Annotated in this window: 27 protein-coding genes; 15 read left to right on the forward strand and 12 right to left on the reverse strand. The window is 72.1% G+C overall.

The genetic code is table 11. The features are described 5' to 3' along the window. Positions 1-20: 20 nt before the first annotated feature. Entirely contained in the window at positions 21-614 is a 594-nt protein-coding gene (locus BLW09_RS04540; RefSeq protein ID WP_089909016.1) for a TetR/AcrR family transcriptional regulator, read from the forward strand. Positions 615-704: 90 nt separating this feature from the next. Here BLW09_RS04540 and paaZ read toward each other — a convergent pair whose 3' ends face one another. Further along, positions 705-2,753 (reverse strand): phenylacetic acid degradation bifunctional protein PaaZ, encoded by a 2,049-nt coding sequence (paaZ, locus tag BLW09_RS04545; RefSeq protein ID WP_089909018.1) that lies wholly within the window; start codon positions 2,751-2,753, stop codon positions 705-707. Positions 2,754-2,828: 75 nt separating this feature from the next. On the opposite strand from paaZ, the gene BLW09_RS04550 reads away from it, so the two are divergent. Continuing rightward, a complete protein-coding gene (locus tag BLW09_RS04550; protein ID WP_089909022.1) occupies positions 2,829-3,230 on the forward strand; it encodes a PaaI family thioesterase in 402 nt (133 codons plus the stop codon). On the opposite strand, the gene BLW09_RS04555 is transcribed toward BLW09_RS04550, so the two are convergent. From BLW09_RS04555 to BLW09_RS04575, 5 genes are all read right to left on the reverse strand, one after another. Next, positions 3,208-4,056, reverse strand: a complete 849-nt coding sequence (locus BLW09_RS04555; protein ID WP_172824287.1) for a 3-hydroxyacyl-CoA dehydrogenase family protein — start codon at positions 4,054-4,056, stop codon at positions 3,208-3,210. The two genes, BLW09_RS04550 and BLW09_RS04555, sit on opposite strands and share 23 nt — an antisense overlap. 47 nt (positions 4,057-4,103) lie before the next feature. After that, complete coding sequence (locus BLW09_RS04560; RefSeq protein WP_089909028.1) at positions 4,104-4,850, reverse strand: enoyl-CoA hydratase/isomerase family protein; 747 nt, start codon at positions 4,848-4,850, stop codon at positions 4,104-4,106. Next, entirely contained in the window at positions 4,847-6,031 is a 1,185-nt protein-coding gene (locus BLW09_RS04565) for a thiolase family protein (RefSeq protein ID WP_089909031.1), read from the reverse strand. Before BLW09_RS04565 ends, BLW09_RS04560 begins: the two co-directional genes overlap by 4 nt. Positions 6,032-6,210: 179 nt before the next feature. Beyond that, entirely contained in the window at positions 6,211-7,365 is a 1,155-nt protein-coding gene (locus tag BLW09_RS04570) for a low temperature requirement protein A (RefSeq protein WP_157696901.1), read from the reverse strand. 2 nt (positions 7,366-7,367) lie between these two features. Further along, complete coding sequence (locus BLW09_RS04575; protein WP_089909037.1) at positions 7,368-7,796, reverse strand: Lrp/AsnC family transcriptional regulator; 429 nt, start codon at positions 7,794-7,796, stop codon at positions 7,368-7,370. Positions 7,797-7,923: 127 nt separating this feature from the next. Between BLW09_RS04575 and pdhA the strand changes: the two genes are divergently transcribed. The 5 genes from pdhA to BLW09_RS04595 are packed head-to-tail and all read left to right on the forward strand — an operon-like array spanning position 7,924 to position 12,567. Beyond that, positions 7,924-9,036 (forward strand): pyruvate dehydrogenase (acetyl-transferring) E1 component subunit alpha, encoded by a 1,113-nt coding sequence (gene pdhA, locus BLW09_RS04580; RefSeq protein ID WP_089909040.1) that lies wholly within the window; start codon positions 7,924-7,926, stop codon positions 9,034-9,036. Beyond that, the gene (locus BLW09_RS04585) at positions 9,033-10,082 is read left to right on the forward strand and encodes an alpha-ketoacid dehydrogenase subunit beta (protein ID WP_197682050.1); all 1,050 of its coding nucleotides are present in this window, start codon (positions 9,033-9,035) and stop codon (positions 10,080-10,082) included. Before pdhA ends, BLW09_RS04585 begins: the two co-directional genes overlap by 4 nt. Then, positions 10,079-11,446, forward strand: a complete 1,368-nt coding sequence (locus tag BLW09_RS04590) for a dihydrolipoamide acetyltransferase family protein (RefSeq protein ID WP_089909042.1) — start codon at positions 10,079-10,081, stop codon at positions 11,444-11,446. The genes BLW09_RS04585 and BLW09_RS04590 overlap by 4 nt, the downstream gene beginning before the upstream one ends. Positions 11,447-11,461: 15 nt before the next feature. Further along, complete coding sequence (locus tag BLW09_RS19250) at positions 11,462-11,584, forward strand: hypothetical protein (protein ID WP_269457905.1); 123 nt, start codon at positions 11,462-11,464, stop codon at positions 11,582-11,584. Between the two features lie 32 nt (positions 11,585-11,616). Beyond that, positions 11,617-12,567 carry a DMT family transporter gene (locus BLW09_RS04595; protein WP_089909044.1) on the forward strand — a complete coding sequence of 317 codons (951 nt, stop codon included), beginning with the start codon at positions 11,617-11,619 and terminating at the stop codon, positions 12,565-12,567. A 15-nt stretch (positions 12,568-12,582) separates the two neighbouring features. Here BLW09_RS04595 and BLW09_RS04600 read toward each other — a convergent pair whose 3' ends face one another. Further along, entirely contained in the window at positions 12,583-13,164 is a 582-nt protein-coding gene (locus BLW09_RS04600; protein WP_089909046.1) for a nitroreductase family protein, read from the reverse strand. Next, positions 13,164-13,601, reverse strand: coding sequence for a peptide-methionine (R)-S-oxide reductase MsrB (gene msrB, locus BLW09_RS04605; protein ID WP_089909048.1), 438 nt, complete (start codon positions 13,599-13,601; stop codon positions 13,164-13,166). Before msrB ends, BLW09_RS04600 begins: the two co-directional genes overlap by 1 nt. A 181-nt stretch (positions 13,602-13,782) precedes the next feature. Here msrB and BLW09_RS04610 point away from each other — a divergent pair, with 181 nt between their 5' ends. The 4 genes from BLW09_RS04610 (at position 13,783) to groL (ending at position 16,852) form a co-directional block, all read left to right on the forward strand. Further along, entirely contained in the window at positions 13,783-14,094 is a 312-nt protein-coding gene (locus BLW09_RS04610) for a DUF3263 domain-containing protein (RefSeq protein WP_089909052.1), read from the forward strand. Positions 14,095-14,115: 21 nt separating this feature from the next. After that, positions 14,116-14,664: a LytR C-terminal domain-containing protein gene (locus BLW09_RS04615; RefSeq protein WP_089909055.1), complete on the forward strand. Its 549-nt coding sequence runs from the start codon at positions 14,116-14,118 to the stop codon at positions 14,662-14,664. 170 nt (positions 14,665-14,834) lie between these two features. Beyond that, complete coding sequence (locus BLW09_RS04620) at positions 14,835-15,038, forward strand: cold-shock protein (protein ID WP_018191758.1); 204 nt, start codon at positions 14,835-14,837, stop codon at positions 15,036-15,038. A 194-nt stretch (positions 15,039-15,232) separates the two neighbouring features. Beyond that, entirely contained in the window at positions 15,233-16,852 is a 1,620-nt protein-coding gene (groL, locus tag BLW09_RS04625) for a chaperonin GroEL (RefSeq protein ID WP_089909058.1), read from the forward strand. 158 nt (positions 16,853-17,010) lie between these two features. Here the strand turns inward: groL and BLW09_RS04630 are convergent, their stop codons facing one another. Together BLW09_RS04630 and BLW09_RS04635 are read right to left on the reverse strand one after the other, a co-directional pair. Further along, complete coding sequence (locus BLW09_RS04630; protein WP_089909061.1) at positions 17,011-18,711, reverse strand: sensor histidine kinase; 1,701 nt, start codon at positions 18,709-18,711, stop codon at positions 17,011-17,013. Positions 18,712-18,770: 59 nt separating this feature from the next. Next, positions 18,771-19,463 (reverse strand): response regulator transcription factor, encoded by a 693-nt coding sequence (locus BLW09_RS04635; RefSeq protein ID WP_018191755.1) that lies wholly within the window; start codon positions 19,461-19,463, stop codon positions 18,771-18,773. A gap of 103 nt (positions 19,464-19,566) precedes the next feature. Between BLW09_RS04635 and BLW09_RS04640 the strand changes: the two genes are divergently transcribed. The 4 genes from BLW09_RS04640 to BLW09_RS04655 are packed head-to-tail and all read left to right on the forward strand — an operon-like array spanning position 19,567 to position 23,298. Continuing rightward, positions 19,567-20,787, forward strand: coding sequence for an NAD(P)/FAD-dependent oxidoreductase (locus BLW09_RS04640; RefSeq protein ID WP_089909064.1), 1,221 nt, complete (start codon positions 19,567-19,569; stop codon positions 20,785-20,787). After that, positions 20,741-21,685: a dihydropteroate synthase gene (folP, locus tag BLW09_RS04645; protein ID WP_089909066.1), complete on the forward strand. Its 945-nt coding sequence runs from the start codon at positions 20,741-20,743 to the stop codon at positions 21,683-21,685. The genes BLW09_RS04640 and folP overlap by 47 nt, the downstream gene beginning before the upstream one ends. Then, positions 21,678-22,430, forward strand: coding sequence for a pyrimidine reductase family protein (locus BLW09_RS04650; RefSeq protein ID WP_089909069.1), 753 nt, complete (start codon positions 21,678-21,680; stop codon positions 22,428-22,430). The genes folP and BLW09_RS04650 overlap by 8 nt, the downstream gene beginning before the upstream one ends. Then, positions 22,417-23,298 carry an aminoglycoside phosphotransferase family protein gene (locus tag BLW09_RS04655; protein WP_089909072.1) on the forward strand — a complete coding sequence of 294 codons (882 nt, stop codon included), beginning with the start codon at positions 22,417-22,419 and terminating at the stop codon, positions 23,296-23,298. Before BLW09_RS04650 ends, BLW09_RS04655 begins: the two co-directional genes overlap by 14 nt. Before the next feature lie 43 nt (positions 23,299-23,341). On the opposite strand, the gene BLW09_RS04660 is transcribed toward BLW09_RS04655, so the two are convergent. Together BLW09_RS04660 and BLW09_RS04665 are read right to left on the reverse strand one after the other, a co-directional pair. Then, positions 23,342-24,985 (reverse strand): DNA repair helicase XPB, encoded by a 1,644-nt coding sequence (locus BLW09_RS04660; protein ID WP_089909075.1) that lies wholly within the window; start codon positions 24,983-24,985, stop codon positions 23,342-23,344. Positions 24,986-25,052: 67 nt separating this feature from the next. Beyond that, complete coding sequence (locus tag BLW09_RS04665; protein ID WP_089909077.1) at positions 25,053-26,945, reverse strand: helicase-associated domain-containing protein; 1,893 nt, start codon at positions 26,943-26,945, stop codon at positions 25,053-25,055. Position 26,946: the final 1 nt, after the last annotated feature.

Here is a 26,946-nt window from a genome sequence, read left to right on the forward strand (position 1 = left end):
GCGCGTGCCAGACTGGGCGCGTGACCGAGACGCTGCGCTCCGACGCCCTGCGCCGAGGGCGGCCCGGCTACGACCAGCGGGGGATCCTCGAGGTCGCGGTCGCCGCGTTCAACGAGCACGGCTACGACGCGACCTCCATCGGGATGCTCGCCGACCGGCTCGGACTGTCGAAGTCGGCGATCTACCACCACGTCGCCTCCAAGGACGAGCTGCTCGGCCTGGCGCTCGACGAAGCGCTCGACGGGCTGGAGGGGGTGCTGCGGGCGCCCGATGCGACGACCGGGGCGGCCTCCGACCGGCTGGCCTTCGTGCTGCGCGGGGCCGTCCGGGTGCTCGCCGACCGGCTGCCGTACGTGACGCTGCTGCTGCGCGTCCGCGGCAACACCGACGTGGAGCGGGCGGCGCTCGCCCGCCGTCGCGCGTTCGACCACGCGGTCGCCGAGCTGGTGGCGGAGGCGCGGGCCGAGGGCTCCCTGCGTACGGATGCGGACCCGGCCGTCGTTGCGCGCCTCCTCTTCGGGATGATCAACTCCCTCACCGAGTGGTACACCCCGGCGGGCCCGCTGACCCCCGACGACCTCGCCGACACCATCCTCGCCCTCGCCCTCCGCTGACCCCCGCCCCGAACGGACAGCTCCTGAGTTTTTCGGGCTCCCAGCGCCGATTCGTGCGAAAAACTCAGGAGCTGTCGGCTTGTGAGCGGGCTATTTGGCGACGAGCGTGAGGACGTCGTAGGTGGCGACGAGCTCGTCGTGCTGGTTCTGGATGCGCGCATCCCACCGCACCTCGCCGTAGTCGTCGGTCTCGCGCGGCGTGATCTGCTTGGCCGTCAGGGTGACGCGGATGCTGTCGCCGGGAACGACGGGCGTCAGGAACCGCAGGTCCTCCAGTCCGTAGTTCGCGAGCACAGGCCCGGGCGCGGGGTCGACGAACAGCCCGGCCGCCCACGACACCAGCAGGTAGCCGTGCGCCACCCGGCCGGGGAAGAACGGGTTCGCGGCCGCCGCCTCCTCATCCATGTGCGCATAGAACGTGTCGCCGGTGAACGTCGCGAACGTCTCGATGTCGTCGAGGGTCACGCGCCGTGATTCGGACTGCACCTGGTCGCCGATCCGCAGGGTCGCCAGCGACTTGCGGAAGGGATGCGGCGGCTCCGGCGACGCGGCGGCGCCGGGATGCCACACCCCGGTGATCGCGGTGAGCAGATCCGGCGACCCCTGCAGCGCGGTCCGCTGCATGTGGTGCAGCACCGCGCGGATGCCGCCGAGCTCTTCGCCGCCTCCCGCCCGACCCGGACCGCCGTGCACCAGATGCGGCATCGGCGAGCCGTGCCCGGTCGAGGTGCGTGCGTCGTCGCGGTCGAGCACGAGGATGCGGCCGTTGTAGGCCGCCGAGCCCAGCACGAACGCGCGCGAGAACGCGGGGTCGTGCGTCGCGACGCTGGTGACGAGGGACCCGCCGCCGCGGGCGACGAGCGCGACAGCCTCTTCCGCCGTGTCGTAGGACAGGACGCTGGCGACCGGCCCGAAGGCTTCGACGGTGTGCGCTTCCGGCGTCCACGCGTCGGCGAAGCGCAGCAGCACCGGGGCGACGAACGCACCCTCCAGGACGGCGCCGGTCGTGCCGTCGGCGCGCACGACGGTCGGCTGGTCGAGTCCGCCGAGGACCAGCTCGCCGCCCGCCGCGACCAGCCGGCCGACCTGCCGCAGCACCTCCTCGCGTTGCGTGCGCGAGGCGAGCGGTCCCATCGTCACGCCCTCGGCGCGCGGGTCGCCGATCACGACGCGGGAGGCGATGCGGTCGCGAACGGCGGCGATCACGTCGTCCGCCAGGGGAGCTGGGACGATCGCCCGGCGGATGGCCGTGCACTTCTGCCCGGACTTCGCCGTCATCTCGACGACCAGCCCTTTCACGTACGCGTCGAACTCGGGTGTCCCGGTGACGGCGTCCGGGCCGAGCACCGACGCGTTGATCGAGTCGGTCTCGCTGGTGAACCGCACCCCGCCGGTCTGCACGGACGCGTGCGCCTTCAGGCGCTCGGCGGTGGATGCCGACCCGGTGAACGCGACCAGGTCGCCGAGCCGCACATGGTCGAACAGGTCGGGGACCGATCCGCTCACCAGCTGCAGGGAGCCCGCGGGCAGGAGCCCGGACTCGACCATGATCCGCACGGCGGCCTCGGCCACGAACGCGGTCGGGGTCGCCGGCTTCACCAGGGTCGGCATCCCGGCGAGGAAGGAGGGCGCCAGCTTCTCGAGCATGCCCCACACGGGGAAGTTGAAGGCGTTGATCTGCACCGCGACACCCGGCAGGCGCGTGTAGACGTGGCGGCCGAGGAAGCTGCCGTCCTTCGACAGCTGCTCCGCCGGGCCGTCGAGCACGACCTGGGCGTTCGGGAGCTCGCGCCGGCCCTTCGAGCCGTAGGTGAACATCGCGCCGATGCCGCCGTCGACGTCGATCCAGGCGTCGGCCCGGGTGGCGCCGGCCTGCGCCGACAGCGCGTACAGCTCGTCCTTGCGCTCGGTCAGCGCCTGGGCGAGCTGCTTGAGCAGCAGGGCGCGCTGATGGAAGGTCAGCTCGCCGAGCGAGCGCTGGCCCACGGTCCTGGCGTGCTCCAGTGCGCCGGCGAGGTCGAGGCCGGCCGTGCTGACCCGGGTGACGAGCTCGCCCGTGGAGGCGTCGAGCACGTCGGCCGCGCCCTCCTCCGTGTCGGGCGTCCACCATCCGTCGCGGAGGTAGCTGGGCAGGATCATGGGCGGGCTCCTTCGGGGCGAGGGATGCTGGATGCGTTGGATGAGGCGGGCACGGTGGATGCGTAAGCTGACGGCATGGCCGACGGCGACTGGACGATCGAACTGGGCGAGCTCGACGTGAAGATGGGCGTGCGCATCCTGGAGCAGTCGGCCGAGCGCGTGGTCGCGACCATGCCCGTGGAGGGCAACCGCCAGTCGTTCGGGCTGCTGCACGGCGGGGCATCCGTCGCGTTCGCGGAGGCGCTGGGATCGTGGGCGGCCGTCATCCATGCCGGGCCGGGGCGCAGTGCGGTCGGCATCGACATCAACGCGACCCACCACCGGTCGGCGCGCTCGGGCCTCGTGACGGGGGTCGCGACGGCGATCCGGCTCGGCCGCACGATCGCGTCGCACGAGATCGTCATCACCGACGAGGAGGGCAACCGGCTCTGCACGGCGCGCATCACCAACCTCATCATCGACGCTCCGGAGCGGTAGAGGAGCCGGGAGCGTCCCCGGGCTCATCGCCCTCGGTCCAGTCGTAGAAGCCGCGTCCCGACTTCCGCCCGAGCATCCCCTCGGCGGCCATCCGCCGCAGCAGCTCCGGCGGCTCGAACCGCGGCCCGAGCTCGCGCGAGAGGTACTCGGCGATGTCGAGGCGCACGTCCAGCCCGACGATGTCGGTGAGCCGGAGCGGCCCGACCGGATGCTTGTAGCCGAGCGTCATCGCCGTGTCGATGTCCTCCGGCGTCGCGACGCCCTCCTCCACCATCCGGATCGCCTCCAGTCCGAGCAGCACGCCGAGTCGCGACGAGGCGAAGCCGGGGGAGTCGCGCACGGTGATCGGCGTCTTGCCGATCGCGGCGACCCAGCCCTCCGCGGCTTCGGCGGCGGTCGTCGCGGTCGCCGTCCCGGTCACGAGCTCCACGAGGGTGGAGGCGGGCACGGGGTTGAAGAAGTGCATTCCGAGGAACGCGCCCGGTCGCTGCAGCCCCTCGGCCAGCACGTCGATCGACAGGGACGAGGTGTTGGTCGCGAGCACCGCATCCACGGGCAGCAGGTCCTCGGCCCTCCGCAGGGCCTCGCGCTTGAGGCCGACCAGCTCTGGCACCGCCTCGACGGCCAGCCCGGCGCCGTTGAGCGCCTCCCAGGTGACGGTGACCAGCAGGCTCTCCGGGTCTGGCGGTGCGGCGCCGCGACGGACGCTGCCCTCCACTGCGGCGAGGATGCGGTCGCGCGCCTCCGCCGCGGCCGACGCGTCCCGTTCGATCACGACCACCTCGGCGCCCGCCATCAGAAAGGCGTGCGCGATGCCCGCGCCCATCCGGCCGCCGCCGATGACGGCGACGCGCTCGGGCAGTGCCGCGTGGTTCACGTGCGTCTCCTCCGTTCCAGGAACTCGGTCATCCTCCGGTGCTTCTCCGGAGAGTCGAACAGCTCGGCCTGCGCCTCGCGCTCGGCGGCGGGATGCCGGTCGGCAGGCTCCCGCAGCACGCGCTTGGTGTGGCGGGTGGCCAGGGGATCGTTCGCGGCGATCCGGTCGGCGAGGGCGTGCGCCGCGGCGAGCAGCTCGTCCGGCTCGTGCAGCGACGACACCAGACCCGCGGCGAGGGCCTCCTCGCCGGTCAGGAGGCGCCCGGTCAGCACGAGCTCGGTCGCGAGCGGCAGGCCGACGAGCGCGGGCAGCCGCCAGAGCGCGCCGGCGGCGGCGATGATCCCGAGACCCGTCTCCGGGTTGCCGATCCGCACCCGCGGCGTGCCGATGCGCAGGTCTGCTGCGTAGGCGAGCTCGGCCCCGCCGCCGAGCGCGTAGCCGTCGAGGGCGGCGATGACCGGCATGGGGAGCTCGGCGATCCGCGTGAACGCCGAGTCGTTGATGCCGCTTGCGGCGTCCGCGGCGGTACGCTCGCGCAGCTGTGCGATGTCGGCGCCCGACGCGAACACCCCGCCGGAGCCGGTGAGGATCAGGATGCGCGGCGCGCGCTCCAGGGCGTCGCAGACCTCGTGCAGTTCGTCCACCATCCGCTGGTCGATCGCGTTGCGCCGCTCCGGCCGGTCGAGGGTCACCACCACACGGTCGGGGAGCTCGGCCACGGTGAGCCTCCGGGTGTCGCTCATACCGCCTCCACGATGAGGGAGGTGCCCTGCCCGACGCCCACGCACATGGTCGCGAGGCCGTAGCGGGCGCCCTCGCGCTCCATCCGGCCGAGCAGGGTGACCAGGATGCGCGACCCGCTCGACCCCAGGGCGTGGCCGAGGGCGATCGCGCCGCCGTCGGCGTTCACGGTCGCGGGGTCGAGTCCGAGCCGGCGGATGCAGGCGAGCGCCTGGCTGGCGAACGCCTCGTTGAGCTCGACGGCGCCCAGGTCGGAGACGTCGAGGCCGGCGCGCGCGAGCGCTTTGCGCGTTGCGGGCACCGGGCCGAGTCCCATGACCTCGGGCGCGACGCCGGCGCTCGCCGCGGCGACGATACGTGCCCGCGGCTTCAGCCCGTGCCGCTCGACCGCCTCCGCGCTCGCGACGACGACCGCGGACGCGCCGTCGTTCAGCGGGGAGGAGTTGCCCGCGGTGACGACGCCGCCGCCGGCCACCACCGGCTTCAAGCGGGCGAGCGCCTCCAGGCTGGTGTCGCGACGGATGCCCTCGTCGGCCGCGACCGGACCTGCGGGGGTGTCGACCGCGAGCAGCTCGGCGTCGAACCGGCCCGCATCGGCCGCCGCGGCCGCCCGCCGGTGGCTCTGCAGAGCGAAGGCGTCGGCGCCCTCGCGGCTGATGCCGTCGATCCTCGCGACCTCCTCCGCCGTCTCGGGCATCGTGTAGGTCGCCTTGTCGCGCGCGAGCAGCCGGGGGTTGGTGAAGCGCCAGCCGATCGCGGTGTCGTACTGCGGGCCGGGCTTCGCGTAGGCGCGCTCGGGCTTGCCCTGCACCCAGGGAGCGCGGGTCATCGACTCGACGCCGCCCGCGACCACGAGGTCGGCGTCGCCGGCCCGGATGCCCTGCGCGGCCTGGATGACGGCGGTCAGCCCCGACGCGCATAGCCGGTTGACGGTCAGTGCCGGGACCTCGTCCGGCAGTCCGGCGAGCAGTACGGCCATCCGGGCGACGTTGCGGTTGTCCTCGCCCGCCTGGTTGGCCGCGCCGAGCACGACCTCGTCGAGCGCGTCGCCGGGAACGCCCGCGCGGCGGACCACCTCGCCGACCACCAGCGCCGCGAGGTCGTCGGGCCGGACGCCCGCCAGCGCGCCGCCGTAGCGGCCGACCGGCGTGCGCACCCCGTCGACCAGGTAGGCCTCCGCCATCGTGCCCTCTCCCTCGACGCCACGAATTACCGAACAATCGTTCAGCAATTGCATCGTCGCAGACCCGGCCCGCGCAATCAACCCGCCTCCCACGCCATCCCCCACCGTCGAGTCCGCAAAGACTGCACGCGACACGCCACCCGAGCGTGCAGTCTTTGCGGACTCGACGGTGGGCGGAGTCAGAGGGAGGCGGCACGGGCGCGGCGGCGGGAGGTGCGCTCGGCGGCGGAGACGTTGTAAGCGAGCACGAGCACGGCGCACGCGACCGTCGCCGCGGCGGGGAGCACCGCGCCAAGCGGGATCAGCAGCAGCGACAGCACGACGGCCGGCACGCCCCAGCGCAGCACCACCCGCCACTCGTCGCCGTAGCGACGGGAGATGACCGTGTTCGCGAAGTAGAACAGCGCGATCCCGCCCCCGAGGCACACCGAGAGGGCGAGCGGCAGCGGTTCGGCGGGATGCTCGATCGCCGCCGACAGCGCGCCGGAGAGCGCGGTCACCCCCGCCAGCAGCAGGAACGGCAGGAAGGCCACCGTGTCCCGGATGCCTCGCACATCCCCGCGCGCGAGCAGCCGTTCCAGCCCCTGGTGCATGACGTCGACGCCGTAGAGGAAGAACGTCCACGCCAGCCCGGCCACGATCACCAGCCCCAGCAGGCCGACGAGCGCACCGCCCGCCGTCCACGACTCGCTCACCACGGCCACGATGCTCAGCACGGACTCGCCGAGGACGATGATCACCAGCAGCCCGAACCGCTCCGACAGGTGGTCCACATTCAGCGTCTCGAACGCGCCGGACGCCCAGCTCGACGCCGTCGTGACCAGCAGCACGACCTCGAGCGCGATCGCGACCGCCCACAGCACGTAGCCGGCCGGCTCCGGCAGCGGGATGGAGACCAGCCAGAGCACCGCCGTCACACCGTTGTAGACGCTGATCCGGATGCGCGAGGCCACCCCGTCCGCCCACGACAGCCGGATCCAGGCGACGAGCAGCACGATCCGCAGCGCGGCGTTCCCGGCCGCGAAGAGCCAGGCGCGCTCGCCGATCGCCTCGGGAGCGGCGACGGCCATCGCACCGACCGCCACCATCGCCAGCAACATCACCAGCGACAGCCCTCGCCGGGTGAGCCGCCGCGACACGTTGACGACGAACGTCAGGTTGCCCCACGCCCACCACACCGCGGCGAACAGGGCGAGGAACACCCCGATCGCCGCGAAGCCGGGATGCACGTGGAGGCCGTGCGCCAGCTGGCCGACCAGGGCCACGAAGATCAGATCGAAGAACAGCTCCATCCAGTCGGCCCGGCCCGGGTCGCGGTCACTGCTCCCGACCATCCTCATCGCAGGTCGTGGTCCTCGAAGACGAGGGAGGTCTTGGTGTCGCGCACCGAGGGGATCGCCGTGAGCTCCTCGAGGACGACGCGGCGCAGGTCCTCGTTGTCTCGGGCGCGCACGAGCAGGATGACGTCGAAGTCGCCGCCGACCAGCGCGAAGTGCTCCACCTCCGGGATGCGCTGCAGCCGCTCCCTCAGGTCGTGCCAGTCCGCCTGTTCCACCCGCAGCGTCACGTACGCCGACGATGCGCGCCCCGATCGTCGCGGGTCGACCTTCGCGGTGAACCCGGTGATGACCCCGTCCGACACCAGCCGCGAGACCCGCGAGTAGGCGTTGGCGCGCGACACGTGGGCCGCCTCCGCCACGGAGGTGATGGAGGCGCGGCCGTCCGCGCGCAGAGCGTCCAGGATCCGTACGTCGATGTCGTCCATGGTGCTGGACAGTCTGCCACCGATCCGCGCTGCCCGCACCCGTTCGTCTCGACTCGCGCGCACCCGTAGCGTCCCGCGTCTGCCGAAGTCATGCTGGGGAGGAGCGACGTCTTTCGAAGGAGAACAGATGCACGCGGACGATCTGCTGCCCGGCGACACCCCGCTGCGGCTCATCGATCAGGATGGCGCGTCCCACCCGGACGACCGCCACCGGATGCCCGCCGCCGACACCCTGCGTGAGGGCTACCGGCGGCTCGTGCTGGCCCGCCGGATCAACGATCAGGCCGACGCGCTGGTGCGCCAGGGGCGTCTCGCCGTCTACCCGTCGTCGCACGGCCAGGAGGCCTGCGAGATCGCCGCCGCGATGGTGCTCGGCGAGCAGGACTGGCTGTTCCCGACCTACCGCGACACCGTCGCCGTGATCGCCCGCGGCGTCGACCCGTTCGAGGCGTTCGTGCTGCTCCGCGGCGACTGGCACTCGGGCTACGACCCGAACCGCCACCGCGTCGCCCCGCAGGCCACGCCCCTGGCGACCCAGCTGCTGCACGCAGTCGGCTTCGCCCACGCGGCCCGTCTCCGCGGCGAGGACACGGTGGTGCTCGCGATGTGCGGCGACGGCGCGACCAGCGAGGGCGACTTCCACGAGGCGCTCAACTTCGCGGCCGTCTTCCACCTGCCGGTCGTGTTCCTGGTGCAGAACAACGGCTACGCGATCTCGGTGCCGCTCAGCAGGCAGACCGCCGCGCCGAGCCTGGCGCACAAGGGCATCGGCTATGGGATGCGCGGCCGGCTCGTCGACGGCAACGACCTCGCCGCCCTGCTCGCGGTGCTCGGGGAGGCCGTCGAGGAGGCCAGGGAGGGCGGCGGTCCGACCCTGGTGGAGGCCGTCACCTACCGCATCAAGTCGCACACCAACGCCGACGACGCCACCCGCTACCGCACCTCCGACGAGGTGGAGCCGTGGCTCGCCCGCGACCCGCTGCTCCGGCTGCGCGCCTGGCTGACCGCCCAGGGGGAGCTCGCGGAGGGCGACGACGCGGAGGCGCATGCCCACGCCGAGCGGGTCGCCGCCGACCTCCGCACCGCGATCATGGCCGACGCCGAGCCGCACCCCGAAGACCTGTTCGCCCATGTCTACGCCACCCCGACCCCGCAGCTGCGCGAGCAGGCCGAGCAGCTCGCCGCCGAACTCCGCGCCGCGGATGCGGGTCGGTCGAACCCTCAGGAGGCCGCCCGATGACGCTCATGCACGACGCCCCCGCCGGCGCCGACCCCCAGAACGGAGCCGCCGCACCGGCCGCCGCTCCCGCCACGATGACGATGGCGCAGGCGCTCAACCGCGCGCTCGCCGACGCGCTCGCCGCCGACCCGTCCGTCGTCGTGTTCGGCGAGGACGTCGGCGCCCTCGGCGGCGTCTTCCGCATCACCGACGGGCTGACCGCCCGCTTCGGCGAGAGCCGCTGCTTCGACACCCCGCTGGCCGAGTCCGGCATCGTCGGGACCGCCGTCGGCATGGCCATGAACGGGATGCGCCCGGTCGTCGAGATGCAGTTCGACGCGTTCGCCTATCCCGCGTTCGAGCAGATCGTCGATCACGTCGCCAAGATGGGCAACCGCACGCAGGGCCGCGTGCGTCTGCCGCTCGTCATCCGCATCCCGTACGCCGGCGGCATCGGCGGGGTGGAGCACCACTCCGACTCGTCGGAGGCCTACTACGTGCACACGCCCGGGCTGACCGTCGTGTCGCCCGTCACCCCGCAGGACGCGTACGGGCTGCTGCGCGCCGCCATCGCGCATCCCGACCCGGTGATCTTCCTCGAGCCGAAGAAGCTGTACTGGTCGACCGGCGAGGTGGATGTGGAAGCGCCGCTCCCTGAGATCGGCCGCGCACGTGTGGCCCGCGAGGGCGACGACGCGACCCTGATCGCGTACGGGCCGTCCGTGCCGGTCGCGCTCGCTGCTGCCGAGGCCGCCGCGGACGACGGCCGCAGCATCGGGGTCATCGACCTGCGGTCGCTCGTCCCGTTCGACGACGAGACGGTCTGCGCGGCGGTCCGCCGCACCGGCCGCGCGGTCGTGGTGGCCGAGGCGCCGGGCTTCGCCAGCATGGCGGCCGAGATCGTCGCGCGCGTCTCGGAGCGCTGCTTCCACCACCTCCTCGCGCCGGTGGGCCGGGTGACCGGGTTCGACACCCCGTTCGCGCCGCCGAAGCTGGAGCGGTTCTACCTGCCCGACGTCGACCGCGTGCTCGACGCCGTGGATGCGCTGCAGTGGGAGGACGCATGACCGCGCGGGTGTTCACCCTCCCCGATCTCGGCGAGGGCCTGACCGATGCGGAGCTGGTGCGCTGGCTGGTCGCGGTCGGCGACACCGTCGTCACCGACCAGCCGATCGCGGAGGTCGAGACCGCGAAGTCCGTCGTCGAGGTGCCGTCGCCGTATGCCGGCCGGGTCGCCGCGCTGCACGGCGCCGAGGGCGAGAACATTCTGGTCGGCGCGCCGCTGATCGAGGTGGAGGAGGCGGCCGAGTCTCCGGCGGCGTCCGGCGGGTCGGGCGCCGTGCTGGTCGGCTACGGCACGACGACGCACGCCGGGAGGCGGCCCCGGGCCGCGCGCACGGCGACTCTCGAGCCGCCGCGCCCGCCCGCCGCGGCTCCCGCGACTCCGGCCGGTCTCGCATCCACCTCGCCCCGGCCGCCGATCGTCCCCGTCGTCTCGCCGGTGGTGCGCGCGCTCGCCCGCAGCAACGGGATCGATCTCTCCACCCTGCGTCCGAGCCGCCCGGACGGCGTCGTCACCCGACACGATGTGGAGGCGGCGCTGTCGGCGCGCGCGCAGGTGCCGTCGCGCCCATCCGTCGCCGGCCCGTCCTCACCGGCGCCCGCCGCCCCCGAAGCCGCCGGCACCGGCTCCGCCGCCGCCACCGACCCGCGCACGGGCCTCACGGTCCGCGACACCGCCGCGTTCTCGCGCCTCCGCCGCACCGTCGCCGAGACCATGACGCGCAGCCGCTCCGAGATCCCCGAGGCGACGGTCTGGGTGGATGTGGATGCGACCGAGCTGTGGGACGGCCGGCGCCGCCTCGCCCGCGGCGGTCGCGCTCCCTCGTTCCTGTCCTTCGTCGCGCGGTTCGCCCTCACCGCTCTCGCGCGGCATCCCGAGCTCGCGGGTCGCGTGACCCCGGACGGCCAGGGACTGCAGCTCTTCGACGGCGTCAACCTGGGCTTCGCCGCCGACACCGACCGCGGCCTGCTCGTCCCGGTCGTCCGCCGGGCCGACCGCCTCTCGGTGCGCGAGCTCGACGCCGAGTTCGACCGCCTGGCGCGGGCGGCCCGCGACGGGACGCTCCCTCCCGCCGATCTCGCCGGGTCGACGTTCACGATCAACAACTACGGCAGCCTCGGCGTCGACGGCAGCGCCGCCATCATCAACCATCCCGAAGTCGCCATCCTCGGCCTCGGGCGGGCCATCGAGCGGCCGTGGGTCGTGGACGGCGCGATCGTGCCCCGGCGCATCCTGCAGCTGTCGCTCGTGTTCGACCACCGGGTGACCGACGGGGGAGTGGCGGCGGGCTTCCTGTGGGAGATCGCCGACGCGATCGAGTCGCCGCTCGGCGCGCTGGCGGACACGCCCGGCGCTGTCGCCGGCTGAGCGTAGGGTGGCGGCATGAGCGACAAGAAGAACGACGACGACTACGACCTCAGCGAGGAGAAGGAGGTCGCGCCGGAGGAGAACATCGACTGGCTGCCGACGCCGGAGCCGACCGACGGCGAAGCGCCGGCACCCTGAGCCGGGTCGCCGCCGGGCCTAGGGTTGGAGGAGTGACCCCTCGCTCGCTCCCGCTCTGGCTCGCGCTCGTCCTCGCCTTGCTCTGCGGCGCCCTGGTCGCGCTGCAGTCGCGCATCAATGGCGAACTGGGCAGTCGTCTGGGCGACGGCTTCACCGCCGCCGCCATCTCGTTCGGCTCCGGCCTGGTGATCCTCACGGTCGCGCTCGCGATCGTCCCCGCCGGACGGAGGGGCCTCGCGCGCGTCCGCGACGCCCTTCGCGGCCGCGGCCTGCGCTGGTGGTACGTCCTCGGCGGCGCCGCGGGTTCGTTCCTGGTGCTGTCGCAGGGGCTGACCGCCGCCGCGCTCGGCGTCGCGCTGTTCACGGTCGCGGTCGTGGCGGGGCAGACCATCAGCGGCCTCGTCCTCGACCGGATCGGCCTCGGCCCCGGGGGGCGCCGGCCGCTGACCGCCGCGCGTCTCGTCGGCGCGCTGCTCGCCCTGGTCGCGGTCACGTGGGCCGTGTCGGCGCAGTTCGGCGGCGGCGCTCCGGTGTGGATGATGCTGCTCCCGTTCATCGCGGGCCTCGGCACCGGCTGGCAGCAGGCCGTCAACGGTCAGGTCCGGGTCGTCGCCGAGAGCGCGCTCACCGCGACCTTCATCAACTTCGCCGTCGGCACCTCCGTGCTGGTCGTGCTCATGCTGGGGCACTGGGCGCTCGCCGGGCTGCCCGCGCGCCTGCCGGCGGAGCCGTGGCTCTACGTCGGCGGCGCGATCGGCTGCATCTTCATCGGGGTGACCGCGTTCCTGGTGCGGATCACCGGCGTCCTGCTGCTGGGCCTCGCCACCGTCGCCGGTCAGCTGGCTTCCGCACTGCTGCTCGACCTCCTGCTGCCCACCGCCGGCCACGTCCTCGCGTTCTCGACCATCGGCGGCACGCTGCTGGCGATCGTCGCGGTCGCCGTCGCCAGCATCCGCTGGGGCTGGCGCCGGCAGACCGCCTGACAAGAGGCCCGGCGGTCAGTCCAGCGTCGTCAGGAACCGCTCCGGGTCGATCGACCGGCGGTGCCCCTCCCGGCTGTCCGCGGGGATGCCGCCGACGTACAGCCAGCCGAGCAGCCGCTCGTTCTTCTTCAGCCCGTGCATCCGGTGCACGGCCTTCGATCGGGTGTGGTGGCCGGTCCGCCACATCACGCCCCAGCCCGCGTCGTGGAGGAGCAGGCTCAGGATGTGCGCCACGCCCGACGCCACCGCATCCTGCTCCCAGCCGGGAACCTTCTCGCTCTTCGTGCGCACCGAGACGATCGCGATCAGCAGGGAGGAGCGCAGCGGCTTGGACGCGAGCTTCTCAGCATCCGACCCGGTCGCCTTCGCATCCCGCACGAACGCCTGCCCGAGCCGCAGGCGGGCGTCGCCGCGCAGCTCGATGAGCCGCCACGGGTGCAGCGCGCTGTGATCCGCGACCCGGCCGGCCGCGGCCACCAGCGGCAGCAGCTCCTCGTGCGTCGGCGCATCCGGCGTCACACGCGAGTACGACCGGCGTGCGGCGACGCGCTCGGCGAGGCCGCCGGCGGGGCCGGCGACCGTCGGGGCCTCCGTCATCAGGACTCCGGCGTGAAGTTCAGCGAGAGGGAGTTCATGCAGTAGCGGTCGCCGGTCGGGGTGCCGAAGCCGTCCGGGAAGACGTGCCCAAGGTGCGAGCCGCAGGAGGCGCAGCGCACCTCGGTGCGCACCATGCCGAGGCTGGTGTCCTCGATGAGCTGGACGGCCTCCGGCCGGACGGACTCGTAGAAGCTCGGCCAGCCGCATCCCGAGTCGAACTTGGTGCCCGACTTGAACAGCTCTGCACCGCACGCGGCACAGGTGTACAGGCCCGCGCGGCTCTCGTCGAGCAGCTCGCCGGTCCACGGGCGTTCGGTCCCGGCCTCGCGGAGCACCGCGTACTGCTCGGGGCTGAGTTCCTCACGCCACTCGTTCTCGCTCTTGGAGACCGTGTATCCGTCGGTGTGCCCGTTCGTGGCCGTCTCGTTCTGTGCCATGCCTGTCCCTTTCGTCGTCACCAGACTAAACGGCGTCGCCCCGGCGGCTGTTCCCGTTTCGTCCCGCGACGTGCCGGGCAGAAACAAGGAACACACAGGGCCGGCGTCCTAGGATGATGCGCGAGCGCGGGGCGCGACCGGCACGACCGGCACCGCCCGGCGTCCGTGACGAGGGAAGGCGGTGCGCGTGACCCGGTCTGCCGACGGACGGCCTGCCACCGACCGCACGCCCTCGGACACGGATCAGCTGAGCGATCGGGATGCCGCGATCCTCGCGTTCGAACGCCAGTGGTGGCGTCATGCCGGAGCCAAGGAGCAGGCCATCCGCGAGGAGTTCGGTCTCTCGGCAGCTCGGTACTATCAGTTGCTCGGTGCGCTGATCGACCGTCCGGCCGCCCTCCGCCACGACCCCATGCTCGTCAAGAGGCTGCTGCGGCTGCGCGAGGCGAGGCTGGCCGCCCGACACGCACGGACCCTCCCGTCCGGCGACTGACCCCGAGGACCGCATCCCCCGATGGCTGAGAAGTATCCCCGCGACAGGTTCGACGAGATCCCCGACGGCCTGAAGCGCGTCGGCGCCCACCGGGCGCCGCGCCCGCGGGGTCGCGGCTGGATCGCGGTCGGATGGGCGGCGCTCGCCACGATCGTGCTGGTCGGCGCCGGCATCTTCGGGCTCTCGGTCATCAACGGCAACCTCTCTTTCCACGGATCGCCGGCCTCGACGTCCCGGTCGCAGACGCCGACGCCCACGCCGACGCCGACGATCGTCCCGACCGTCAACCCGTCGCTGCAGGTCAACGTGCTCAACGGCACGGCCACGGAAGGCCTGGCGCAGACCGTCGGCGACAAGCTCAAGGCCGCGGGGTGGAAGATCGCCGCTCTCGCCAACGCCGACCGCAACGACCTGGCATCCACGATCGTCTACTACGGCAACCCGGCCAACCAGGCCGCCGCTCTGGGCGTGGTGCAGTCGCTGCCGGGAGCGACCATCCAGCAGAGCAACGCGTTCGACGACACCGGCGCGGACATCACGGTCGTGATCGGCGCGAACTACCGGGGCTGATCCGCGCTCCGACCAGGGCCGGATCTCTTTGTTTCGCGCGTGTTTAACTTTCGCTTCATTTCGTAGTCGATTCACGAAATCTCTGGCGTCGCCGCCTATTGAAAGCATTAGGATCGGGAGTCAACGTGCGGCGACGGATCGCGCGAGCGACACAGCAATGGGAGTAATGCATGGCGAACGGGACCGTGAAGTGGTTCAACGCTGAGAAGGGCTACGGCTTCATCACCGTCGATGGAGGGGGACAGGACGTTTTCGTTCATTACTCCGCGATTGACATGAACGGATACAAGGTCCTCGAAGAGGGCCAGCAGGTCGTCTTCGAGGTCGGCACCGGGCAGAAGGGCCCGCAGGCCGAGTCGGTGCGACTGGCCTGAGCACAGCGAACCAACGAATCTGCGGAGCGCCGTCCCCATCGGGGGCGGCGCTTCGCCGTTGCTCCCGGTGTTCGCCGGTCGCGGAGTGACCTTGCACTCGACAGCGGCGAGTGCCAGAATCGCTTTAGCACTCCATCTGATCGAGTGCTAATAGACGGAATCTTTCGCACACGTCCGGGAGGGACGAGAAACACATGGCAAAGATCATTGCTTTCAACGAGGACGCCCGCCGCGGCCTCGAGCGCGGCCTCAACACCCTGGCCGACACGGTCAAGGTGACCCTGGGCCCGCGCGGTCGTAACGTCGTCCTCGAGAAGAAGTGGGGCGCACCGACGATCACCAACGACGGCGTCTCCATCGCAAAGGAGATCGAGCTCGACGACCCGTACGAGAAGATCGGCGCGGAGCTCGTCAAGGAGGTCGCCAAGAAGACCGACGACGTCGCCGGCGACGGCACCACCACCGCGACCGTCCTCGCTCAGGCCCTGGTCAAGGAGGGCCTGCGGAACGTCGCGGCCGGCGCTGACCCGATCACCCTGAAGCGCGGCATCGAGAAGGCTGTCGCGGCGGTCACCGAGGAGCTCATCGCCTCCGCCAAGGAGGTCGAGACCAAGGAGGAGATCGCGGCCACCGCGTCCATCTCCGCCGGTGACACCACCATCGGCGAGATCATCGCCGAGGCGATCGACAAGGTCGGCAAGGAGGGCGTCGTCACCGTCGAGGAGTCGAACACCTTCGGCACCGAGCTCGAGCTCACCGAGGGCATGCGCTTCGACAAGGGCTTCCTGTCGCAGTACTTCGTGACCGACCAGGACCGCCAGGAGGCGGTGTTCGAGGACCCGTACATCCTCATCGCCAACCAGAAGATCAGCAACATCAAGGACCTCCTGCCGATCGTCGACAAGGTGATCCAGGCCGGCAAGCCGCTCCTCATCATCGCTGAGGACGTCGACGGCGAGGCCCTCGCGACCCTGATCGTGAACAAGATCCGCGGCATCTTCAAGTCCGTCGCCGTCAAGGCTCCGGGCTTCGGCGACCGCCGCAAGGCCATGCTGCAGGACATCGCGATCCTGACCGGCGGCCAGGTCATCTCCGAGGAGGTCGGTCTCAAGCTCGAGAACGTCACCCTCGACCTGCTCGGCCAGGCCCGCAAGGTCGTCATCACCAAGGACGAGACCACGATCGTCGAGGGTTCCGGTGACCCGGAGGCCATCGCCGGCCGCGTGCAGCAGATCCGCAACGAGATCGAGTCGACCGACTCGGACTACGACCGCGAGAAGCTGCAGGAGCGCCTCGCCAAGCTCGCGGGCGGCGTCGCCGTCATCAAGGCGGGCGCGGCCACCGAGGTCGAGCTCAAGGAGCGCAAGCACCGCATCGAGGACGCCGTCCGCAACGCGAAGGCCGCCGTCGAGGAGGGCATCGTCGCCGGTGGTGGCGTGGCCCTCATCCAGGCCGGCAAGACCGCCTTCGAGAAGCTGCAGCTCACCGGTGACGAGGCGACCGGCGCCAACATCGTCAAGGTCGCCATCGAGGCTCCGCTGAAGCAGATCGCGATCAACGCGGGCCTCGAGGCCGGCGTCGTCGTCGAGAAGGTCCGCAACCTCCCGGTCGGCCACGGCCTCAACGCCGCGACCGGCGAGTACGTCGACATGCTGGCCTCCGGCATCAACGACCCGGTGAAGGTCACCCGCTCGGCGCTGCAGAACGCCGCGTCGATCGCGGGCCTGTTCCTCACCACCGAGGCCGTCGTCGCCGACAAGCCCGAGAAGAACCCGGCTCCGGTCGGAGACCCGGGCGCAGGCATGGACTTCTAAGTCCCCGCACCACGCAGAGAGGGCGTCTCCCATTCGGGAGGCGCCCTCTTCGCGTGCGCCCCTCCGCGACATCGCGGAGGGGCAGCGAGTCGTGACTCGATGCCGGAATCCGGGTCGAGTGGCGACAGGATGTCGCACCTCGGCGGGCGGGCGGGCCGTTACGGCGCGACGGGCTTGGGGGCGGCGGGGGAGCCGGCGAGCGGCAGCGAGACGCGGAAGGTCGCGCCGCCTCCCTCGGTGTCGACCACGTCGACCGTCCCGTTGTGCGCGGCCACGATGGACGAGACGATTGCGAGCCCCAGTCCGCTGCCCCCGGTCTCGCGGGCGCGCGACGTGTCGGCGCGCCAGAAGCGCTGGAAGATCTTCTCGCGGATCTGCGGAGGGATGCCCTCGCCGTGGTCGCGGACTTCGATGATGCCGCGCTCGGTGCGGTGGTCGATCTGCACCGCGATCTCGATCGGGCTGCCCTCCGGCGTGTAGCGCAGCGCGTTGCCCATCAGGTTGGTGATGACCTGGCGGAGCTTGTTCTCCTCCGCCATGACGATCGCGGGCTCCGAGGGGGCCGGCTGCGTCAGCACCACCTTCTCGCCGGTCGAGATCGGCAGCGGGCCGGTCGTCGCGCGGCGGCTGCGGCCGCGGCGCAGGCGCGCGAGCGCCGAGCCCGCGAACGCGATCGGTCCGGTGGCGTTGCTCGGCCGCGCGTCCGTGTCGGGGATCGTCATCGGGACGGTGTCCAGTCCGGGCTCCGCGGTGTCGTCCTCCTGGGGCGCACGCGGTTCCGGCGTCAGCACGGTCACGACGCGGCCCGGCGAACCGGCCATCGCGTCCATCGCCGCGTCCTGCGCGATCTTGACCAGGTCGACGCGGTGCAGGTCGAGGGGCTTGGTCTCGTCCAGCCGGGCGAGCTCGAGGAGGTCCTCCACGAGTATGCCCATGCGGATCGCCTCCTTCTCGATGCGATCCATCGCCTGAGCCACGTCTTCGGGAGTCTGCAGCGCGCCCATCCGGTACAGCTCGGCGTAGCCACGCACGGAGACCAGCGGAGTGCGCAGCTCGTGCGAGGCGTCGCCGACGAAGCGGCGCATCTGCTCGATCGTGCGCGCGCGGTCGCTGAAGGCCCGGTCGATGCGGTTCAGCATGGTGTTGAGCGAGCGGTTGAGCCGCCCCACCTCCGTGTTCGGGGTGGCGCCGCCGAGCCGCTGGCTGAAGTCTCCGTCGGCGATGGCCGCGGCTGTCTGCTCCACTTCTCGCAACGGCGAGAACGTCGTCGTGACGAGCATCCGGGTCAGGCCGGCGCCGACGACGATCACGATCACGCCGAAGCCGAGGAAGATCGCCAGGAAGCTCGCCATCACCGTGTCGATCTGCGATGTCGTCGTCGCCACGATCGCGGTGGCGAGCTCACCGCTGCCCGCGAACGTCTGCGTCGTCGCGAGGGCACGGTACGTGGTCCGGCCGTCGTTGCTCGGCAGCGTGAATCCGCCGTTCATGCCCTTCGCCTCGGGGAGGGTCAGGGTGGTGGGGATCGCCGGACGGTGCGCATACGGGATGTTCGACCAGTTGCTCTTCACCAGCTTGCCGCTGGAGTCGTACAGCGCGGCGAAGTAGTCCGACGGGCTCGAGTCGGTCGCGATCTGGTCGTCGTCCGACGACGCCGTGCCGAGGTAGGTGTTCAGGTACGACGCACCCGACGCGGCCGAGAGCTGCGCGTCCAGCTGGTCGAGAAGCACCGGCTTCAGCATCGACATCGTGCCGATGCCGGTCACGAGCAGCCCGAGCGTCAGCATGAGCACGGTCACGCCCGTGATCTTCGTGCGCAGGGAGATCGCGTTCCAGCGGTCGAGCAGACGTGAGTGCATCAGGCCGTCAGTCTAAGCGGGGGATGCTGTGCCGGGCATGTGTGCGCCCGGTGCGCACCTCAGGCTTTCGCGGCCTTCAGCATGTAGCCGAACCCGCGCTTGGTCTGGATGAGCGGCTCGCTGGAGTGCGCATCCACCTTGCGGCGCAGGTACGAGATGTAGGACTCGACGATGCCGGCGTCGCCGTTGAAGTCGTACTCCCAGACGTGGTCGAGGATCTGCGCCTTCGACAGCACGCGGTTGGGGTTCAGCATCAGGTAGCGCAGCAGCTTGAACTCGGTCGGGCTGAGCTCGATCGGGGTGTCGCCCACGAAGACCTCGTGCGTGTCCTGGTCCATCGTCAGCTCGCCCGCGCGGATGACCGCGTCCTCGTCGGCCTGCATCGTGCGGCGCAGGATGGCCTTGATACGGGCGACGATCTCGTCGAGGCTGAACGGCTTGGTGACGTAGTCGTCGCCGCCGACGGTGAGGCCGGTGATCTTGTCCTCGGTGTCGTCCTTCGCCGTGAGGAACAGAATGGGCGCGGTGTAGCCGGCGCCGCGGAGGCGCTTGGTCACGCCGAAGCCGTTCATGTCCGGCAGCATGACGTCGAGGATGATGAGGTCGGGCTCCTCTTCGAGGACCGCGGAGATCGCCTGCGCGCCGTTCCCGACCGCGCGGACGGCGAACCCGGCGAAACGGAGACTGGTGGTGAGGAGGTCGCGGATGTTCGGCTCGTCGTCGACGATGAGAATGCGGGGTCCTGCGTTCATGGAGACAGTATCTGCGCGTCGGCTGGGTCTTAGCTGTGAGCCGTCGGTGCGCCCTGAGTGCACGGCGCTGGCGCGGGCCGTGTGAACGGTGGATGCTGAGATCATGTCTGAACCCACCGTCCTGATCGCCGGGGCCGGCTTGGCCGGCGCGACCGTCGCCACCGAGCTGCGCGAGCGCGGCTTCGGCGGTCGCATCCTGCTGCTCGGTGCCGAGGAGCACCACCCGTACATCCGCCCGCCGCTGTCGAAGGAGTACCTGAAGGGCGAGGGCGGGATCGAGGATGCCGACGTGCACCCCGCCGGCTGGTACGCCGACAATGCGGTCGAGTTCATTCCGAACGTCGAGGCGGGCTCGTTCGAGGCGGACGCGCACGAGCTGTTCGTCTCCGACGGCGGCCGGATCACTTACGACAGCCTCGTACTCGCGACCGGGGCGCGCGCCCGCCCGCTCGGGGTGCCGGGCAGCGGGCACGGCGCGGTGTTCCCGCTCCGCACCCGCGAGGACGCCGCCTGGCTGCGCGCCGCGCTCGAGGTCGGCGGCCGGCGCGTCGTCATCGTCGGGTCCGGCTGGATCGGCATGGAGGTGGCAGCCGCGGCCCGCGGGTACGGCAACGACGTGACCGTGATCGGCCACTCGGCGGTGCCGCTCAGCGGGGCCGTCGGTCGGGAGCTCGGCGGCGTCTTCGAGCGGCTGCACCGGGACAACGGTGTCGCATTCCGCAACGGCGCGAAGGTCGTCGGCGTCGACGGCGGCGAGGAGCAGCACGTCGTGCTGGCGTCGGGGGAGCGCATCCCGGCCGACGTGGTGGTCGCCGGTGTCGGGGCCTCGCCGAACAGCCTGGTGGCCGAGCGCTCCGGCGCGGCGGTCGCGGAGGGCGTTCTCACCGACAAGGGGATGCGGAGCAGCATCGACGACGTCTACGCCGTGGGCGACGTCGCGAATCCCTTCCTTCCGGCGATCGGCCGGCACCTCCGCAGCGAGCACTGGGCGAACGCGATCGCCAGCGGCAAGGTCGCGGCGCACGCCATCCTCGGCGAGCGCGCGTCGTACGATGACATCCCATACTTCTACTCCGACCAATACGATCTGGGCATGGAGTATTCGGGGTACGGCCCGCTCACCGCCGGCGCCCGCGTCGTGTTCCGGGGCGACGTCGACTCCCGCGAGTTCATCGCGTTCTGGCTGCGGAACGACCGGGTGGTGGCGGGCATGAACGTCAACGTGTGGGATGTGCAGGACGACATCCAGCGCCTCATCCGCCTGGGGGAGCACGTGGATGCGAGCCGCCTGGCCGATCGGGACGTCGATCTTGCCACGCTCTGAGCCGTACCTGCCGCCGCTGCGCGTCCCGGTCCGGAGGATCGGCGCGCGCACGTTCGACTTCTCGCGGCAGGTCGCCGTCATGGCGGTGGTGAACCGCACGCCGGACTCGTTCTACGACCAGGGCCGCACGTACGCCTTCGACCGGGCGGTGGACGCCTGCTTCGAGGCGGTCGCGCTCGGCGCCGACTGGGTCGACATCGGCGGCGCGCCCTTCGCTCCGGGCGAGCCCGTGCCGGTCGAGGAGGAGATCGAGCGCGTCGTTCCGGTGGTCGCCGCGCTGCGGGCCGGATCCGACGTGGTCATCTCGGTGGACACCTTCCACGCGGCCGTCGCCCGCGAGGCCATCGCGGCCGGGGCGACCGTCATCAACGACACCACCGGGTTGCGCGACCCCGACCTGACCCGGGTCGTCGCGGACAGCGACGCGACGCTCGTCATCACCCACAGCCTCGCCGAGCCGCGGCGTCCGTTCCCGAAGCCGCAGTACGGCGACGTGGTCGCCGAGGTGTCCGCGTTCCTGCTCGACCGCGTCGAGCGCGCGCAGGCCGCGGGCGTGCCGGAGGAGCGGATCATCGTCGACCCGGGGCACGACCTCAACAAGAACACGCTGCACTCGCTGGAGCTGACCCGCCGGCTCAGCGAGATCGCGGACCTCGGCTACCCGACCCTCGCCGCCGTCTCCAACAAGGACTTCATCGGCGAGACGCTCGACGCGCCTCGGGCGGATCGCCTGGAGGGGTCGCTCGCCGCAGCCGTCATCAGCATCGTCAACGGCGCGCGGATCGTCCGCATGCACGACGTGCGCGCCTCCGTCGCCGCCGTGCGCATGACCGAGGCCGTGCTCGGCTTCCGCGCGCCGGCCTACCTCAAGCACAACATGGGAGACGTGAATGAGTGAGCCCGCCATCCACCGCCTGTCGCCGCTGCCGTCGCAGCCCGAGCTGACCGACGACGAGATCACCGCCCTCTACCAGGAGGGCGCGGGGGAGCCGTGGCTGCGGGTGAACTTCGTCACCAGCGTGGACGGCGCTGCCACCCACCAGGGACTCTCGGGCGGGCTGTCGAACGACGTCGACGGCCGGGTGTTCGAGCTGCTGCGGCGGCTGTGCGACGTGGTGCTGGTGGGCGCGGGCACCGTACGCGCCGAGGGGTACGGCGCGATGCGGGTCGCCCCGGCGTCGGCCCGGGCGCGCAGCGGGGCGGGGATGACCGCGCACCCGGTGTTCGCCATCGTGTCGGCCGGGCTGGACCTCGACCCGCGCAGCCCGATCTTCCAGGACGCCCCGGAGCGCCCGATCATCCTCACCACGGAGCTGTCGCGGCCGGAGGCGCGCGATGCGCTCTCGGAGGTCGCCGACGTGGTGGTGTGCGGCCGGGACCGCGTGCAGGCCGAGCGCGGACTGCGCGTGCTGCACGAGCGGGGACTGAAGCGCATCCACTGCGAGGGAGGTCCGCACCTGTTCGCCGACCTGATCGCGGCACGCGCCGTGGACGAGCTGTGCCTGACGGTCAGCCCGCGGCTGGAGGGAGGGACGTCGTCGCGGATCGCGACGGGCGCCGCGCCGATCGCCCCGCTGGGGTTGCGCTTGGCGCACACGCTGGCGGGGGACGACACCCTGCTGCTGCGGTATGTCCGGAACTGAGGAGGCCGAGCTCCGGCCGGAGATCGACGCCGGCCTGGTGCGTCGCCTCGTCGACGCGCAGTTCCCCCGGTGGCGCGGGCTGCCCCTCCGCCCAGTGGAGCACGACGGCTGGGACAACCGGACGTTCCGGCTCGGCGACGAGCTGAGCGTCCGGCTGCCGAGCGCCGCCGGATACCGCGAGCAGGTCGCCAAAGAGCAGGAGTGGCTGCCGCGGCTGGCTCCGCTGCTGCCGCTGCCCATCCCGCAGCCGGTCGCGGAGGGCCGGCCGACCGCGGAGTACCCGCTGCCGTGGTCGGTGTACCGCTGGCTGCCCGGCCGGCCGGTGGTGCTGCTCGGCGACGTGTCGCGGGATGCGGCGCTCGCCGAGGCCATCGGCCGCTTCCTGGTCGCGCTGCTGGCGGCTCCGACCGAAGGCGCGCCCGAGCCGGGGACGCACAACTTCTTCCGCGGCGCTCCGCCCGAGGTCTACGGCGAGGAGGCGCTCGCCGCGTTCACCCGCCTCCCGGCCGTCGATGCGGACCGGGCCCGTGCGCTCTGGGCCGAGGCCACCGCATCCCGCTGGGCCGGCGCGCCGGTGTGGTTCCACGGCGATGTCGCGCCGGGGAACCTGCTGACGGATGCGTCGGGCACGCTGTCCGCGGTGATCGACTTCGGCACGTCCGGCGTCGGAGACCCGGCCTGTGACCTCGTGCCCGCCTGGACGATGTTCGAGAGCGCGGCCCGCGATGCTTTCGTCGACACGGTCGGTCTCGACGACGACACGTGGTCGCGGGCGCGCGGCTGGGCCCTCTGGAAGGCCGCGATCACGCTGCGCGACCGCCCCGCCGACCCCGAGGCCCGCACGACCCTCTCCCGCATCCTGCGCTGACCCGCCCGCGAGATCTGCGATTTGCGCCAAATCTCGCGCCCGATTACGCCGCCTGCAGCGCGTGCGCGTCGAGGATCGTGTACGAGTAGCCCTGCTCCGCGAGGAACCGCTGGCGGTTCTGCGCGAAGTCCTGGTCGACCGTGTCGCGGGCGACCAGCGTGTAAAAGTTCGCCGACAGTCCCGACTCCTTGGGCCGCAGCAGGCGTCCGAGGCGCTGGGCCTCCTCCTGCCGGCTGCCGTACGAGCCCGACACCTGGATGGCGACGGTCGCCTCGGGCAGGTCGACCGAGAAGTTCGCGACCTTGCTGACCACGAGCACCTTCGTCCGGCCGTCGCGGAACTCCTGGTAGAGCCGCTCGCGCTCGTCCACCGGCGTCGCGCCGGTCAGCTGCGGCGCATCCAGGGCGGTCGCGAGCTCGTCGATCTGATCGAGGTACTGCCCGATGATCAGGATGCGCTCCCCCTCGTGCCGCGCGACCAGCTGACGCACGATGTCGAGCTTCGCGGGAGCCGTCGCCGCCAGGCGGTACCGCTCGTCGTCGGGGGCGGCGGCGTAGCTGAGCCGGTCCGACGGCGGCAGGTCGACGCGCACCTCGTAGCAGGCGGCCGGAGAGATGAAGCCCTGCGCCTCGATCTCCTTCCACGGGGCGTCGAAGCGCTTCGGGCCGATGAGGCTGAACACGTCACCCTCGCGGCCGTCCTCGCGCACCAGCGTCGCCGTCAGTCCGAGGCGGCGGCGGGCCTGCAACTCGGCGGTGAGCTTGAAGACGGGAGCCGGCAGCAGGTGCACCTCGTCGTAGACGACGAGCCCCCAGTCGAGCGCGTCCAGCAGCGCCAGGTGCGCGTACTCGCCCTTCCGCTTAGCGGTGAGGATCTGGTAGGTCGCGATCGTGACCGGCTTGACCTCCTTCACCTGACCCGAGTACTCGCCGATCTCCTCGGCCGTGAGCGTCGTGCGGCGCAGCAGCTCGTCGCGCCACTGCCGGGCCGACACCGTGTTGGTCACCAGGATGAGCGTCGTCGTCTTCGCCGTCGCCATCGCCCCGGCCCCGACCAGCGTCTTGCCCGCGCCGCAGGGGAGCACCACGACGCCGGAGCCGCCGTCGAAGAAGTTGGTCACCGCTTTGCGCTGGTAGTCGCGCAGCGCCCAGCCGTCCTCCTTCAGCCCGATCTCGTGCGGCATCCCCGGGGTGTACCCGGCCAGGTCTTCCGCCGGCCAGCCGAGCTTGACGAGCTCCTGCTTGAGCTGCCCGCGCGCCCACGCCTCCACGACGAACGTCGTGTCGTCGCGGCGCTGCAGCAGCAGCGGCGCGATCCGCTTGGCGCTCGCGACCTCGGTCAGGACGGCCAGGTCGGTGGAGCGGAGCAGCAGCGTCCCCTCGTCGTCGCGCTCGATGACGAGCCGCCCGTACCGGGCGACGGTCTCGGAGACGTCGACCGACACCGTCTGCGGGATGGGGAACTTCGAGTACCGCTCCAAGGTGCCCAGCATGTCCTCGGCGGTGTGCCCGGCGGCCCGCGCGTTCCAGAGCCCCAGCCGGGTGATGCGGTAGGTGTGGATGTGCTCGGGCGCGCGCTCCAGCTCGGCGAACACGGCGAGGTCGTGGCGTGCGTCCTCCGCCTCCGGGTGCGCGACCTCCAGCAGGACGGTGCGGTCGCTCTGGACGATCAGGGGGCCATCGGACATAGCTCACCAGCCTACGCCCTGCGTCCTGGGGTTCGGCCGGATGGCCGGGAACCGGGCGCTCCCGCGATCAGGGTGCCGGGCGCACGCCCCGGATGCTCGAGAGCGGGAGCGTCCGCTCGATGTCCGCGGCACGGTCGCGTCCGCGCAGGCGGCCCCCGCCGACCCCGGTCGGCTCCAGGAGGTAGTCGACGACCTCGCCGCCGGGAATCGCCACCTCGACGATGACGGTCTGGCGCGCCTTGACCGCCGCATCCAGCTGCCGCGCCAGCCACCGCTCGCCGGTGTCCTCCTCGGCGTCGTCCTCGGCCTGGCGCAGCCGGACGACCAGCTCCGCGTCGCGGTCGGCCTCCTGCGCGGCTCGGGGATGCGCGAACCGCTGCCGCCGGAGCGTCACCTCGCGGCCGTCCGCGTCCTCGGCGACCACCGGATACCGCGCGTCGCTGAGCGCCCAGAACACCACATCCCGCGGGTACCGGCTCCCCAGCTCGCCGTCTCCGGTCGGGATCAGCCGCAGCGAGCTGAGCGACTGGTCGACCTGGATGCTGCGCAGCACCGTCGGGTCCGACGACCGGACCGCGGAGCGCATGTTCTCGCGCTCCGCCTCGTGCACGCGCACCCGCCCGTGGCGCTCGGCGGCGTCGGCGATCAGGTACTCGATCGGCTGCGGCAGCCCGGTGAGCGAGATCGCGCTCAGGAAGTCGCGGATGCCGTCGGCCGTCTCGCCCGCGGTCAGCGCCCGGTCGACCGAGGTGGCGGAGAGGCGGAACGTCGAGGCGAGAGCGCGGGACTCGAGGTCGGCGATCCCGCGCAGCCTCCCCTCGACCTCCGGCGCGAGCGGCCCGGGGGAGACGATGGTGAGGTCGTGCTGGAGGTAGACGCGGTCCACCTCGGACGGGAACTGGGCCGCCATGACCTCGGTCGCGGCCTCCGGGCCGTCCTCGACCAGCGCGGTGCCGGCGGATGACGGCGCCTGGTGCGCGGTGACGCCGAGCCACTCGGCGAGGCGGGTGTGCGCATCCACCCGTCGCTGCGCCTCCTCGACGGCCGCCGGGTACAGCCAGGCGACGTGCTCGCGCAGGCTGTCTCCCCACGCGGCGCGGCTGCGCAGCGCCAGGAGGGTGCGGAGGTCGGCCGGAAGCGCGTCGAGCCAGGCGGCGGCGAGGGCGCGCCAGCGGTCGCGGGTGGGGGAGTGCGACCAGTCGGCGGCGGCCTCCGTCGGCAGCCACATCCCATCGTCGACCGCAGCGAGGCCGGCGCGCTCGGCGGCGGAGAGGACCACGGAGACGATGTCGGCGTCCACCGAGAGCGCCTCGGCCAGGCGCTTGACCGCGGGGAGTGCTAGTCCGCCCTTCTGCAGCCGGCGCGCTCCCTCGCGCCCCAGCTCCGCCAGGAGTTCGGACACGGCCGTCACGGCCTCGAAGGCGCGCTCGGAGGCGAGGCGGTCGGTGAACCGGCTCTCCGTGTCCGGCACGGGCGCCAGAGCGGGTGGGGGCGGGGTGCCGAGCAGCTCGGCGGGTGACGGCAGCCCGGAAGCGGGCCAGGTGGCGAGGTGGGTGGTGACGGCGTCGTAGACGACCACGCGACCGGCGGGCGCGTCGGCGCTCGTGTCGGCGTCGGCGTCGGCGGGATGGACGAGCAGCAGGCCGTCGAGGTCGACCAGCGCCGCCTCCGCCGCCTCGAGCGTCGTCCCGGCCGTCGCGGGCTCGACCTCCAGCCGCCGGGCGAGCTCGTCGGCCGTCAGCGGGCCGCCTCCGCTGCCCAGGGCGACGAGCGCCGCCAGGCGCGTCCGGTCGAGCGGGGCGAGGGCGCGCTGGAGGGAGTCCGCATCCAGGAGGGCGTCCGCCAGGTCGAAGAAGTCGGACAGCCCGGTCCGTCGGTAGGTGCGGTGGTGCAGCGCGGAGACGAGCGCAGCGTCGTCCAGCTCCCGCAGCCGGGCTGCGAGAGCGAGTGTGGTGGTCATG

Source organism: Leifsonia sp. 21MFCrub1.1 (assembly GCF_900107895.1).
Classification (GTDB): Bacteria; Actinomycetota; Actinomycetes; order Actinomycetales; family Microbacteriaceae; genus Leifsonia; species Leifsonia soli.